Annotated in this window: 12 protein-coding genes; 7 read left to right on the plus strand and 5 right to left on the minus strand. The window is 50.9% G+C overall.

What is annotated here, in order from left to right; genetic code table 11:
- The first annotated feature begins 111 nt into the window (after positions 1-111).
- The 4 genes from DZK30_RS11550 to DZK30_RS11565 all read left to right on the plus strand — a co-directional run bounded on the left by DZK30_RS11550 (position 112) and on the right by DZK30_RS11565 (position 5,142).
- Positions 112-858, plus strand: a complete 747-nt coding sequence (locus DZK30_RS11550; protein WP_118974294.1) for a type 1 glutamine amidotransferase domain-containing protein — start codon at positions 112-114, stop codon at positions 856-858.
- A gap of 68 nt (positions 859-926) precedes the next feature.
- Complete coding sequence (locus tag DZK30_RS11555; RefSeq protein ID WP_118974295.1) at positions 927-1,331, plus strand: RidA family protein; 405 nt, start codon at positions 927-929, stop codon at positions 1,329-1,331.
- Between the two features lie 216 nt (positions 1,332-1,547).
- The gene (locus DZK30_RS11560; protein ID WP_205529420.1) at positions 1,548-3,353 is read left to right on the plus strand and encodes a CDGSH iron-sulfur domain-containing protein; all 1,806 of its coding nucleotides are present in this window, start codon (positions 1,548-1,550) and stop codon (positions 3,351-3,353) included.
- Positions 3,354-4,224: 871 nt separating this feature from the next.
- Positions 4,225-5,142, plus strand: a complete 918-nt coding sequence (locus DZK30_RS11565) for a hypothetical protein (protein ID WP_118974296.1) — start codon at positions 4,225-4,227, stop codon at positions 5,140-5,142.
- A gap of 255 nt (positions 5,143-5,397) precedes the next feature.
- On the opposite strand, the gene DZK30_RS11570 is transcribed toward DZK30_RS11565, so the two are convergent.
- Together DZK30_RS11570 and DZK30_RS11575 are read right to left on the minus strand one after the other, a co-directional pair.
- Complete coding sequence (locus DZK30_RS11570) at positions 5,398-8,346, minus strand: ligand-binding sensor domain-containing protein (RefSeq protein WP_162903036.1); 2,949 nt, start codon at positions 8,344-8,346, stop codon at positions 5,398-5,400.
- Positions 8,347-8,422: 76 nt separating this feature from the next.
- Positions 8,423-9,031, minus strand: a complete 609-nt coding sequence (locus DZK30_RS11575; RefSeq protein WP_118974298.1) for a fumarylacetoacetate hydrolase family protein — start codon at positions 9,029-9,031, stop codon at positions 8,423-8,425.
- 27 nt (positions 9,032-9,058) lie between these two features.
- Here DZK30_RS11575 and DZK30_RS11580 point away from each other — a divergent pair, with 27 nt between their 5' ends.
- A complete protein-coding gene (locus DZK30_RS11580) occupies positions 9,059-9,493 on the plus strand; it encodes an acyl-CoA thioesterase (RefSeq protein WP_118974299.1) in 435 nt (144 codons plus the stop codon).
- Positions 9,494-9,620: 127 nt separating this feature from the next.
- Complete coding sequence (locus DZK30_RS11585) at positions 9,621-10,874, plus strand: aminotransferase class I/II-fold pyridoxal phosphate-dependent enzyme (RefSeq protein WP_118974300.1); 1,254 nt, start codon at positions 9,621-9,623, stop codon at positions 10,872-10,874.
- A gap of 86 nt (positions 10,875-10,960) precedes the next feature.
- Here the strand turns inward: DZK30_RS11585 and gldC are convergent, their stop codons facing one another.
- Entirely contained in the window at positions 10,961-11,314 is a 354-nt protein-coding gene (gene gldC / locus DZK30_RS11590; protein WP_240432905.1) for a gliding motility protein GldC, read from the minus strand.
- Positions 11,315-11,388: 74 nt separating this feature from the next.
- On the minus strand, positions 11,389-12,192 hold the full coding sequence (locus DZK30_RS11595) for a hypothetical protein (protein WP_118974301.1): 804 nt from the start codon (positions 12,190-12,192) through the stop codon (positions 11,389-11,391).
- A gap of 87 nt (positions 12,193-12,279) precedes the next feature.
- Between DZK30_RS11595 and DZK30_RS11600 the strand changes: the two genes are divergently transcribed.
- Positions 12,280-12,615: a DMT family transporter gene (locus tag DZK30_RS11600; RefSeq protein WP_118974302.1), complete on the plus strand. Its 336-nt coding sequence runs from the start codon at positions 12,280-12,282 to the stop codon at positions 12,613-12,615.
- Here the strand turns inward: DZK30_RS11600 and lptB are convergent.
- Positions 12,569-13,378: an LPS export ABC transporter ATP-binding protein gene (gene lptB / locus DZK30_RS11605; RefSeq protein WP_205529421.1), complete on the minus strand. Its 810-nt coding sequence runs from the start codon at positions 13,376-13,378 to the stop codon at positions 12,569-12,571. The two genes, DZK30_RS11600 and lptB, sit on opposite strands and share 47 nt — an antisense overlap.

Below are 13,378 nucleotides of genomic sequence, written 5' to 3' on the forward strand. Positions count from 1 at the left end.
GTTTGCCATGACTTGCAGACGGAATATTCTTTTTTGTAAGGCCTACTTTTTAGTTAGCTATTGATTTTGTGTCCTTCACAAAATACTTTTGGTTTATCTAAATGGAAAGAAATGAGCGCCAAACTTAATCCTTTATCACCTAATAAAATCAAAAAGATCGCATTGATCGCGGCCAATAAAGCAGTTAGCCAGCAAACCGGCTGGCCCATCGGTTTCTGGTGGGCCGAGCTGACGCACCCTTACTGGGCGTTTACCGAAAAAGGTTACCAGGTCGATATCTATTCACCCGATGGTGGCCAGTTGGAAGCCGATGCTTATAGCGATCCGGAAGATACCAGTGGTTATTCGGCGCATGATCTGATCTCGATGGGCTTTAAAAAATCTCCTGCCCATGCCGCTTTATTGACAAACACTCGGCCAATATCCGCAATTGATCCGGCAACTTATGATGCCATATTCCTCTCGGGTGGGCAATCGCCTATGTACACCTTCGTAAACAATACAGAGCTGCACCAGCTTATCCTTAAATTTTATGAACAGGAAAAAATTGTCGCTATCGTTTGCCATGCCACATGTGTGCTGCTGCATATCAAAACCGCAGACGGAAAACTTCTGGTTGACGGAAAGACCTGGACAGGCTTTGCCGACAGTGAAGAGAAGTTTGCCGACGATTATACCGGCATTAAAATACAACCCTTTTGGATTGAATCGGCTGCAAGGCAACTACCTGATACGAACTTCATCGTGGCTGGCGCCTTCACACCTTTCGCTATACGGGACGGGCGGCTCATTACCGGCCAGCAGCAGTTTAGCGGCGCGGCAGCAGCTCAATTATTAATACAGGCTTTGGGCGAATAAGGCAAAGCTGCTTTGAAATACGATAAAACGGTATACCAACGCCAGAAATAACAAACATTAATAAAAACATGGAGAAGCAAATACAACACATTAATCCCGCGGGAATGAGCAAGAACCCGGCTTTTTCACAGATAGTCACAACCGGGGGCAATGGAACGACGATATACATCGGTGGCCAAAACGCCATTGATGATCAAGGGGCCCTTATCGGGAAAGGAGACCTGCAGCAACAAACAGAGCAGGTGATGAAAAATATACTACTGGCGCTTGCGGCCTGTAATGCTACTTTCCAGGATGTAGTCAAACTAAACATCTATATCGTACAAGGCCAGGATCCCCGTTTAGGCTTCGCTGCCGCTAAAAAGTATATGGGTGATGGTACCAACCCGCCGGTTGTTACGGTAGTGATGGTTGCCGGCTTAGGAAATCCAGACTGGTTGCTGGAAATAGAGGCTGTGGCTTTTGCCGGCTAGCATCTTAACAGAAGGTGGCAATATAAGAAATAGCCTATCCACGGTCCCCGAGCATGTCGAAAGGGCAAGGGTGTCATGATGCTTCTACAGGTGCAGCAATCGCAAGGGAAACAGCATGATTCCATATTTCCTACATACCCTACTTTTTGGTTAGTTATTGAAATTGAAATACGCAACCGATAGCTTTGGGAAAACAAAAAGGGATCCCATCATCCTATGGACAATCATCATTCAGCCTCCTTATCCGGCATTTACCACCTTTCACAACAGATCATCCGCCTGATAGCGCAGCACCCTGCGGCCAGTCTGGATACGGTAAAAGAAAGCCTAACCAACAGTGTGATCCGGCCTTTGACCAGCCTGCTGCAACCAGCCGATACCGGTGAACAATTACCGGTTGAGGAGCATGCCTTACCGGATGTTGACGGCGACATCAACCATGTGGTCGATCATTGGTTATGGGAATTGGCCCGGGAAGCTACGGCGCTAATGGTGAGCAACTTTGAGCGGCCGGAATTACTGGAAGCCGTTGCTGCCCTGCAACGCCTCACTTTGTTACAGAAGGAGCCATCCGTTTTAGAAAACAGGTTAGCTGTAATACAGCAGATTCAAAAGCAACTGGATACCCGCATACAAACCGGACATAACGGACCGTATGTAATTACCAATCTGCCTCATCTTTATAACTGGCTTGGCGAAGAGCAGATAGCATTGCCGCAAATGGCCTTTTGCCGTTGCGGCGGCTCGGCCATCAAACCTTTTTGCGATGGTACACACGCCACGAACGGATTTACCGATGCCAAAGATCCTAACCGGGTAGCAGATCACAGAGATACCTATACCGGTGTGCAGATCACAGTTTTGGATAACAGGGGTATTTGTCAGCATTCCGGTTTGTGTACAGATAGGGTGTCCACTGTATTCAGGTTAGGTCAGGAACCTTTTATCGCTGCCAGCGGAGGGCGTATGGATGAGATCATACGCGCAGTACGTGATTGTCCTTCAGGTGCACTCAGCTACGCCATAGATGGTGTAGAAGCCCGGGATCAGGTAGATCACAACAACATCCGGGAACAAAAAATAGCCATTACCAAAGACGGGCCTTACAGGATTACCGGCGGTATAAGGCTGGTTGATGAAAATGGAGACGCGATAGCCAGAAACTCAGGCTCATCATTGGAGCACTATGCATTATGCCGTTGTGGTAAATCGCAAAATAAACCCTTTTGCAGCGGCATGCATTGGTATGTCGACTTCCATGATCCTGTAGAACAGGCAGACAGTCAGTCGACCATTTTTGAATGGGCCGGCGGTTACCCGGCGTTTTTGAGAATGACCCGGCTGTTTTATGAAAAGCATGTACCGCAGGATGAGCTGCTGGCGCCCTTATTTGCCGGCATGGCCGACGACCATCCCGAGCGTGTGGCCAAATGGCTCTCGGAAGTATTTTGCGGCCCGCCCGATTATAGTAAGGAATACGGTGGTTATAGCCGGATGCTTGCCGAGCACATCAATAAGCAATTGACCGAAGCACAAAGGGCCCGGTGGGTAAAGCTTATATCGCAATCGGCGACAGAAGCCATGCTGCCCAACGATGCGGAATTTAAATCTGCGTTTGGCAGTTATATTGAATGGGGTTCCCGGCTGGCGGTAGAGAATTCGCAGACCGATTCCAAGCCGCCACAAAATATGCCTATGCCTCACTGGGATTGGAATACCTCGGCAGGCCCTCCGGGCGGGCGTATCTCCGCTCTGGCGCTGCCCGAACAGGAAGCAGAGATCGTATATCCTCCGGCTGATGAGCCGGTAGGTTTTGAAAGGCATATCAAACAATTATTCCGTAAAAAGGACCGGCAATCCATGAGCTTTATTTTCGACCTCTGGAAGGCGGAAGATGTAAGAAAGTACAGCAATGAAATATTGCAGCGGCTCCAAAACGGATCGATGCCCTGTGATGGCAAGTGGCAACCGGAGCAGCTGCAGCTGTTTATGCGATGGCAGGAAGCTGGTATGCCCGACTAGACGGCCTACACCGTGGTTCAATCAGCGGGGCGTACAGCGAAAGCGAACTGGCGGTAGGCTGCGTATGGCCTTACCGATCCCGTGTAATGACGGAAGGTGAGTGTGCCGCATCGCAATGTGACGCGGTACCCATCAGCATAATTTAAGGAAACCCCTTCTTGTCGTTCTCAGGTAATCTTAAAACAAAATTGCCTACCCATTGCCGGCAACGATCAAATGGGAAATCGTTAAATTGATTATGGCATCAAGCTTATCAATGGGATGCCCGGTATTGACGATTACGTCAATGCACTGTAAGGTATTCTTCTAACTGACTATCCCGACCCAGGAAACATTATCAAATTCGTCTTGATAACGGCTACTGAGCCCGTAGAAGGGCCATTTATAGCTATCCTATCGACATCCTCTAGAGCCGGAGATTGTTTTGTTTCTATATCGGGATGGTCGCATTCTTCTAAGCCAATATAGCGCGCCAGAACAATCCTCTACTACTTCTTCCACTATTGCCCGTCATTGAACCGGAGTGCTTGTTGTTTCCCCACTGATCTGACCCACGCTCTCCCCCTTGAAATAATATAGGGAAAGAAGTTTCTCCCTGGTCATGCGATAAGCAGGGGTGTAATGATAAGCACGCTTAAATAGCATAAAATATTCAATATGGTACAACAAGACAGTAGGGTACGTATAGCTACCTTTTCCTTGAAACACCAGAGCGGCGATCCGCCGCTCTGGTGTTTCAAGGGTTTACATAACATTACACTCCATGCCAATGCCGGCCGCCAAACGCTACATACTGGTGCATGGTTATTTTCGTATGGGTTGCAGCTTCGGTTTTTATTTATATATTTATTGAAAACCAAACCAAAAAACTATGTCAAATTACAATGGTATTTTCCTACGCTCCGCTTTGGGTCAGGGAAACGAGCTGCCAAGAAAAGGTCCACAAAATATGTCGCCGGATATTCTTTTGTTAGGAATAGCGCCGGTAGCAGATCCGGCCATCTTTGCCCAGCACTACGACCAGGCATTCAACAAGCCGCTGTTGGCGGCACAGGCAAATTATATTTACCTGCGTGGCAAAAATTATTCCAACCAGCCGATCAACGATGAGGGCGATACGCGTCCGCGCTTATTCTGGACAAAAGCTTCGCTACTAATGTGGCCACAGACCTGGACCGAGCTTATCGCCGGCCCTTCGGGCCAGGCGCTTTCGCTTAAGGCCGGTCCCGGCTCAGTGGGAGTAACCAACCAGCCCTATGTCTGGACGCCGCAAAATATTTCGAATGACCATTATTGCCTGATCGCTGTTGTACCATCACCCGGATACGATAACCGGATCCCGGACAACCAGATCAGCGATTTTCCCGCCTTCGTAGCGACGCATGGCGGCATCGCCTGGACCGATGTTACCGTTGAAAATGCGAAGACATTGACAATATCCGGTAAAGCGATGTTTTTTGAAATGGGTGATGAGTCTGCTGATATACAATTCACGATTGTCTGCACCAATGTGCCGGTCGGCTGCACGGTATCTTTTTCGGCGGGTACGCCGGGTACCAATCCCGCTATTTACCTGCCACCAACGCCCGTGACCGCTTTCCCAAACTTTAGTGCAGGCCTGACCTGTTCCGTTCCGGCCGGCTATGTAAGCGATATCTATTACAATCTTGTGGTACCTCAGGGTCTCGATATCTCGAATGCAAGAATTAACATTATGGCAGCCTATACCACAGGCGCCAACGCCAGCCAGGTATTGGCGTCGAACGAGCTTAAGCTACAATCAGAATAAACAACCTTGAGGAAAAGGAAAGAATATTTCACCGCCTTAGGGACTAAATGGGTAGCACCGGCGTCTGGCGCCGTTATACGCTGCAAGCCACGACAGATGAAGATCTGCCGTGGTTTTTTATACGCTCAGTGTGAAGTCGACAGGGGCGTGTAGCGGCATGAACGATAGCTGAAGCACGGCATCCGGAGGCTGCGTTTGCTGGCGCCTTTGCATGGCGTTTACCGTTCCTGTATTACATTTAAGCAGCCGTTGATGTCAGGCCGGAAGTGGAATAGACAGCGATAATGTGGTGCCGCCGCCCGGCGTAGATGATAGCTCCAGCTGAACACCTATGCGCCTGGCGCGGTTGGTCATATTGCCCAGGCCGTTGCCCTTGCCGGTCTGCGCTGTATCGAAGCCCTTGCCATTGTCCTTTAATGCCAGGACTATAGCAGCCGGACGCTCAGTAACGGCGAGGGTGATCTGGCTGGCACGGGCATGCTTTACGGTATTGTTGATAGCCTCTTTAAAGATCATGATGAGGTTCCGGCTGTAGTCGATAGGCATTTTGACATGCAGCGGTATCCCGGTGGCCTCCTCGTATTCAAAGCGGATGCCGGTATCCTGCAACAGCTCGGCGCTGTTTTGCCGGATACGGAAAATGATCTCGTCGAGAAAGTCGCTGTCCGGCTGCAACGACCAGATGATGTCTTTTGAGCCGTTGTACAAAGAAGTTACATTTTCTCTGATCTGCTCCAGTATGCCTTTGATCTCCTGGGGTGGCTGCAGCAGCTTATTTTCTGCAATCGTGGCCAGCAGGTTGATGCGGGTAAGCTTGTTGCCGATCTCGTCATGAAAATCCTCTGCCGTCTTCTGGCGCACGAGGGCCTGCTCTTTTTCCCGCAGGCGCTCCTCCCACAGCCGGCGCCGCTCTTTTTGCCGGTTGCGGTAATAAACGCCGCCCATAAACAAGCCAATGAGCAGGAAGCCCAGGCCCAGGCGAAAATACCAGGTGGTATAATAAGGCGCCTTGATCACAAAGGGATATGCAATCGCATTGGGATACCAGTGCCCTTCGGCATCAGAGGCCCATACTTTAAAGAGATATTCGCCCGGCGGCAGATTGGGGTACACCACCGTTGTCTGGTCAGTTTCCGTGAAATTCTTATCGGTGCCCACCAGCTGGTAGCGGTACCTTATTTTTTCCGGATTGGAAAGGCAAATTCCTTTGAAGCTGAAAGTAATATGGTTTTTGCCTGGCGGAAATACAGGGCGCCATTGCAGGTTGGTGAATGGGATCAGGCTATCGCTGTATTCCGTTGGGGGCAGGTCCTTTGAGAATAGCTTCACAGACTGTAATACCATACAGGGTGGTTGCTGGACGCTGATGGGTATATAGGGATTGTACCGGAATACACCCTTGGTAGTGCCGAACCACAGGAACCCTTCCCTGTCTTCCAGGGCGGCATTGGCATTGTTTTCGACACCCAGCAGGCCATCAGACCGGCCAAAGCTGCGTATATGCCTGCCCTTATCGGTAAAGGCGATCTTATCGATGCCGCAGCCCGTACCTACCCATATGTTGCCGCTGCGGTCGCGCAGCAGGCTGTATACGTAATCGCAGGTAAGGCCCGATTTTTGATTGATGACCGAAAAAGCACCTGTGGCCCTGTCCCATACCAGAACGCCCTTGTCATCGGTGCCGATGTAGACATTGCGGCTGTCGGAAGCAAAGCAAAGCGTGGTCGAGCCGGAAACGAAGGGCTGCGCCACCAGCCGGCGGGGACCGGTAAGGTAAATAAAAGCGCCTTTCAACGTACCTACCAGCAGAGAGTCGTTATTGATAGCGCCCAGGGCAACGATACCCCTGATGATCGTGTCGGTAACAAGAGACCGGCCTTCCAGGTGAAACAAGCCATCGCTGCCGGCAATCCACAAAGTGCTGCCTGACTGGAAAAGATGATTGACGGAGAAAATGCCCTTTCCCAGAGAAGGACCGAAGCGATGTGGTCGCCCGCCTGCATCCATATACCAGAGACCATTCCGGTCGGTGCCAATCCACAGCCGCCCGGAAGAGTCGGTGAGCAGGCTGTTGACCCCCGTATGATAGCTGTCAATGGGTACGACGCCGGGCAGGCTCTCGTGCAGGCGATAGAGTCCTGAGCTGCCGCTCGCCAGGAACAGATCGCCCTTACTACCCTGGGCAATGGCCATGATGCTGGGCCCGGAAAGCCCCGAGCTGCGGTCGTAATAGGTAAAAATGCTGCCGGTGTAACGGTAAATACCGGAGCCATTGGTGCCTATCCAGATATTGCCCTCGCGGTCTTCGTAAAAGGCATAAACGAGATCGTCGGTAAGGCCGTTCTGATAGGTATAATGGGTCCAGCTTTGCTGCCGCCCGACCCATGCGCCGCCATCATCGAGCGACAGCCATATATTACCTTTGCTGTCTTCCAGTATATTGGTGAAATCTTTATTGAGAAACTGGTTGGCCCAGTCAGGCGTTTCCAGCTGCCCGTTTTCTACGGCAAGCAACCCCGTCAGGCTCAGGCAATAGAGTGTACCACTATACCGGCCAAAACTCATACGCTTGATGAAAACCCCAAGGTTGTTATGTGTTATAGCCACTTCACGATGCCAGTCCTTCCCTTTGAAGATATAGATCCCCTGCTGGGAAGCCGCCCACAGGTTGCCCGTCTTGTCGAGGGTAATGGCCGATACGAGACCGATCCGGGTTTCCCGGCTAAAGGCGGCGCCTGTAAAGTAAAACAGCTTCCGGCTCCTGGTCAGGGCCCAGGTCTGGCCGTAGCCATCGGTTTCGATCTGCAGGATAGCATTATCTTCCGAATTGGCAGCAGAAGGATAATAAGTCTTGAACTGCCGGCCATTGAAGCGTGAAACGCCATTGTCGGTACCGATCCATATACTGCCTTTGCTGTCATAGTCGAGTGCATTGATCAGATTCTGGGAAAGACCGGCGCTTTTGTTGTAGTTCACAAAATTGGTACCGTCGAATATCGAGAACCCGCCATAGGTGCCCACCAGCAGCTCGTTGTTCCGGTCCTGTGCAAAAGCGGTGACCTGTGACTGTACCAGCCCGTTCTCCACATTAAAATTGATAAAATTGTATTTCTGGGCAGAGGCGCTGCCCATGCATGACAGCAGGAGGAGAACAGACCAGAAGCAGGCAGCGGGAAAGGTAAGGTATCGGTCTTTGTAGTTCATCCGGCGCAATTTCAGCATTACAAAATACTGAAAGAAATAAGATAGCAGCGTCACCCTTTTTGCGGGAATTGACCGGCTAACGTACTTCTATCTCAAACATCTTTTCGTGGTTGAGGTAACCCTCCAGCACATCATAAGGCAGCACAGGACCTACACCTTTGGGCGTCCCGGTGAAAATGAGATCGCCGATCTGCAGGGTGAAATACTGGGAGATATAGCTGACCAGCTTTTCGAAAGAAAAGATCAGGTCGGAAGTATGCCCCCTTTGTACGGTTTCATGGTTGAGAGAAAGGGAAAAAGAAGAGCTGTACATCGTATCGGGATCGATAGGGACAAACTGGCCCACTACGGCCGAATCGTCGAAGGCCTTGGCCATTTCCCAGGGAAGGCCCTGCTCCTTCAGTTTATTCTGCAGGTCGCGGGCGGTAAAATCGATGCCCACCGACCAGTGGTCAAAGTACTGGCGGGCATATTTCTGCGCGATATGTTTCCCGTTCTTGGAAATGCGCAGCACTACCTCGCATTCGTAATGGAGGTTGTCGGTAAACTCGGGGTAATGGACCGGCAGCCCCGGGCGGGACAAAGCCGATTTAGGCTTCATAAACAGGACCGGTTCCGTGGGCAGGGGGTTGTTCAGCTCTTTCGCATGTTCGGCGTAATTTCGCCCCACACATATTATCTTCATCTTCTGAGTTTTTATCTTCAGCTATTTATGGCACGTGTAAAATTAAATTTTCCTGTCAAAAAACCTATTTTCATCGCGCAAATTCCTTTACGCATCACCGATATGAACTATGGTAATCATATGGGCAACGATGTGGTGCTGTCCATCATGCACGATGCGCGCATGCAATTTCTGGCCTCGCTGGGCTATACCGAACTGGAGATCGGCGGTTGCGGGCTCATTATGGCCGATGTGATGATCGCCTACCGCAACGAAGGCCATTATGGCGATGTACTGTCTGTAGAATTGTTTACCGATGAGGTCGGCTCCCGTTCCTTCGATTTCCTGTACCGGCTCAGCACCTTGCGGGCTCCGGGACAGTCGCTTTTGATTGCGGAAGGGAAGACCGGGATGGTTTGCTATGATTACCAGTCGAATAAAGTGTGCTCGTTACCGGAAAAATTTGTCGCGGGATTAAACTAACCGCTTCGAACTTTGTCTTAAACAGTCAAATAGAAGAGAACGTTTATAATTTATTAATTTTGCGCAGATCCCGGTGTTATAGCCGGGCTCTCTTTTATCTAAAATATCAAAAAGCGAATCGCTACATATGGACATTTTTGCCAAATTTGAGAAGGACGGCGGCCCTATCGGCCAGTACAAGGAACAAGCACACGAATACTTTGCCTTTCCCAAGCTGGAAGGGGAAATATCCAACCGGATGATGTTCCGGGGTAAGGAAAAGATCGTATGGAGCCTGAATAACTACCTGGGACTGGCCAACCATCCCGAAGTGCGTAAAGCCGATGCAGAAGCTGCTGCAAAATGGGGTATGGCTTATCCCATGGGCGCACGTATGATGAGTGGCAATACAAAGTATCACGATCAGCTGGAACAGGAGTTCGCAACCTTCATTGGCAAAGAAGATGTGATGTTGCTCAATTATGGCTATCAGGGTATGGCCTCGGCCATCGATTCTCTTTTGTCCCGCCACGATGTGGTGGTATACGACGCCGAAAGCCACGCCTGCATCATCGACGGTCTGAGAATGCATATGGGCAAGCGCTTTAAATTCAACCATAACGATGTGGACGATTGCGCCAAGCAATTGGAAAGGGCTGCACGGCTGGTAGAAGATACCCCGGGCGGCATCCTGGTCATTACCGAAGGCGTCTTTGGCATGAATGGCAACCAGGGCCGTATTGCCGACATCGTTGCGCTCAAGGAAAAATATGAGTTCCGCCTTTTCGTAGACGATGCCCACGGCTTCGGCACTATGGGTAAGACCGGCGCGGGCATTGGCGAAGAGCAGGACTGTACCGATGGTATTGACCTGTACTTTTCCACCTTCGCCAAATCCCTGGCCGGCATCGGCGGTTTTATCGGCGGCAAAAAAGATATCGTTTATTACCTGCGCTACAATATGCGCTCCCAGATATTTGCCAAGTCGCTGCCTATGCCTATGGTGATCGGCGGCCTTAAACGCATGGAACTTATCCGCACGCGTCCTGAACTGAAAGCTAAGCTGTGGGAAAATGTAAACAAGCTGCAGGATGGGCTGAGGGAGCGAGGGTTCAACATCGGCACGACCAATACGCCGGTAACGCCCGTATATATGGAAAGCGGTGTGACCGATGCTACACAGCTGGTCGTGGATCTGCGCGAGAACTACCATATCTTTTGCTCGATGGTTATGTATCCCGTCATTCCCAAGGGCCACCTCATCCTGCGCCTGATCCCTACTGCAGTGCATACCGACCAGGACATACAGGAAACCCTGGAGGCTTTCTCGGCAGTACGGGAAAAGCTGGAAAAGCAATTGTATCCCAAAGAGATCCCGCAGGTAAGCGCCGCGCTGGCCTAGGGCCGCGGTTGGATACCGATTTATAATAAAAGAAGTCAAGTTTTCAAAACTTGACTTCTTTTATTATGGCTGTATATCGTAACCGGTTAACGGCCGGCCTCTTCGTCCAACAGCTTTTTATCGGCTTTAATTTTGAAATCGTGGGCAAACGCTTTCAGCTCTTCCGACAGCTCCGTATTGCGCGTTGCACGGGTATAGGTATCGGCCATCGTCATCAGTGTCTGAAAAAAGAAATCGTTCATTTCATCCACCATCATTTTTTTGGTCCACAGATCTATGCGGAGCGCAGTCTTTTCCTGGCCATCCCAAAGAGAAAGCAATATTCCTTTTGCCGGCCGGGGATCTTCACTGTCGCTGCCTGTAGCGCTCCAGTCGATATGTTCGGGCATCTTTTCCCCATCCAGGTGTACGTTGATATTGATCGCGTGCTTGTTCATCATTGCAAAAAATTGATCGGCAAAGTTGCAAAAATTATTCTTAAAGCCCTGCAGTAAAAAATCGATTGGTCCATCAGTTATTCGCCAGGCAGCCGGTACAGCTCAAGGCGGTCGGTAAACAGCAGGTAAAGCCTGTTGCGTTCGATACGGGCATCGATAAAGTCGGCCTGCGCCGGCAGCGGGATCGTCTTGAGGTTTAAGGTACGCAGGTCGTAAGCCCGTAAGCTGTCGGCTTCGCGGTATACCAGCTGGCTACCGAAAGCCTGCAGCTGCTGCACACCTTTAATCTCCAGCATATTGAGATAGCTGGCAAACCGGTCGAAGGTGTAGATGCCTTTCGACGAATCGCAAAGAAATACCCTGGAGTCCCGTTCGAGCAGCGCAGTAGGGCGGGGCACTTCGCCCAGCTCCTGGCGCATATCGTTGCTGGTATTGGTCACGTTCAGCTGGTCGTCGATCTTTTTCAGGCGGGCATTGACAAAGTCGTATACCCATATGCGCCCGTCGGCCGACATGCCTACGGCCTGGGCGTTGAAGATGCCGAGCTTTTTGAGGTCCAGGTCGTTCTTGACCGAAAGCATTCTGTCGAGCAGGATCAGTTTCGAAAAATTGGGATAATAGAGCAATACCCTCAGCGGATTGGTGGCATCGACCCATTGCAGCTCGCCGTTCTGTATGCTGCGAAAATTGCCGGTGCTGTCGCCGTCGGCGCTGTAGCGGATCAGGCCGTTATCCTGCCGCACCAGGTATACATTGCCCAGTTCGTCGGTAGTGATCAGCCGGGCATGATCTGAAGGAATGCTCCGGATCAGCTCCTGGGAAGGGGCCGCCGCCGGGAACAGGAACAGCAGCAGGCATAGGGATTGCAGGTAAGCGCGCACAGATATAATTTTATCAATTTCAAAAATACCAAATTCTCCGGTGCCTCACGAATAAGTTATCTTCGCCCTGCTCAAAAAAGAAAAGCTATGAACTGGATCGTTCTGATTGTCGCGGGATTATTTGAGGTAGGCTTTACGACCTGCCTGGGAAAGGCTAACCAAAGCAGCGGTACTGCTTTCGGACTTTGGCTTGCCGGTTTTTTCGTGAGCCTTACACTGAGCATGTACCTTCTGTACAAGGCAACCTCGGGACCCGGAGCGCTGCCCCTGGGTTCGGGCTATGCCGTATGGACCGGCATTGGCGCCGTGGGTACGGTGCTGATGGGCATCTTCTTCTTTAAAGAGCCGGTAACCTTCTGGCGCGTCTTCTTTATTTTTACTTTGATTGGTTCGGTGGTAGGTCTGAAGATGGTGTCTCATTAATTGACCCCTGGGCCTCTTCATGCAGCCAGTCTTTCCGCTTCAGTACAAAGTCGCGGCCCAGGTATAACTTTTTCACCTGCTCGTCGGTGGCTAGTTCCTCGGCGGTGCCCGCCTTCAGCAATTTACCTTCAAACATCAGGTAGGCGCGGTCGGTAATCGACAAGGTCTCGGTCACGTTATGGTCGGTGATGAGGATACCGATGTCTTTATATTTAAGTCGCGCCACAATGCCCTGGATATCCTCCACGGCGATAGGGTCGATACCGGCAAAAGGTTCGTCCAGCAGGATAAATTTGGGATTTACCGCCAGGGCGCGGGCAATTTCGGTCCGACGCCGTTCGCCACCGCTTAATACATCACCCGGGCTTTTGCGCACGTGTCCCAGCCGGAACTCGGCAAGGAGGCTTTCCAGCTTGTCTTTCTGTTCTTTGCGCGTCAGCTTCGTCATCTGCAGTACCGCCGTAATATTATCTTCTACCGAAAGCTTACGAAACACCGAGGCTTCCTGCGGCAGGTAGCCGATACCCATTTTTGCCCGTTTGTACATGGGCAGCTTGGTAATATTGACATTGTTGAGGAATACTTCGCCCTCATCCGGCTTCACAAGGCCTACCACCATGTAGAAGGAGGTCGTTTTGCCGGCGCCATTGGGCCCCAGCAAGCCGACGATCTCCCCCTGGGAAACTTCGATCGTGCTCTTATTGACCACGGTACGGCCGCGGTAGCGTTTGATGAGGTCGACGGTATGAATTCTTTCTTTCAA

The sequence above is a fragment of the Taibaiella koreensis genome (genome assembly GCF_003545715.1).
GTDB lineage: Bacteria > Bacteroidota > Bacteroidia > Chitinophagales > Chitinophagaceae > Taibaiella > Taibaiella koreensis.

What these genes read in the sequence shown, in the direction of transcription:
- DZK30_RS11550 (WP_118974294.1), top strand. Translation starts at nt 112, where the DNA reads ATGAGCGCCAAACTTAATCCTTTATCACCTAATAAAATCAAAAAGATC.
- DZK30_RS11555 (WP_118974295.1), top strand. Translation starts at nt 927, where the DNA reads ATGGAGAAGCAAATACAACACATTAATCCCGCGGGAATGAGCAAGAAC.
- DZK30_RS11560 (WP_205529420.1), top strand. Translation starts at nt 1,548, where the DNA reads ATGGACAATCATCATTCAGCCTCCTTATCCGGCATTTACCACCTTTCA.
- DZK30_RS11565 (WP_118974296.1), top strand. Translation starts at nt 4,225, where the DNA reads ATGTCAAATTACAATGGTATTTTCCTACGCTCCGCTTTGGGTCAGGGA.
- DZK30_RS11570 (WP_162903036.1), bottom strand. Translation starts at nt 8,346, where the DNA reads ATGAACTACAAAGACCGATACCTTACCTTTCCCGCTGCCTGCTTCTGG.
- DZK30_RS11575 (WP_118974298.1), bottom strand. Translation starts at nt 9,031, where the DNA reads ATGAAGATAATATGTGTGGGGCGAAATTACGCCGAACATGCGAAAGAG.
- DZK30_RS11580 (WP_118974299.1), top strand. Translation starts at nt 9,059, where the DNA reads ATGGCACGTGTAAAATTAAATTTTCCTGTCAAAAAACCTATTTTCATC.
- DZK30_RS11585 (WP_118974300.1), top strand. Translation starts at nt 9,621, where the DNA reads ATGGACATTTTTGCCAAATTTGAGAAGGACGGCGGCCCTATCGGCCAG.
- gldC (WP_240432905.1), bottom strand. Translation starts at nt 11,314, where the DNA reads ATGATGAACAAGCACGCGATCAATATCAACGTACACCTGGATGGGGAA.
- DZK30_RS11600 (WP_118974302.1), top strand. Translation starts at nt 12,280, where the DNA reads ATGAACTGGATCGTTCTGATTGTCGCGGGATTATTTGAGGTAGGCTTT.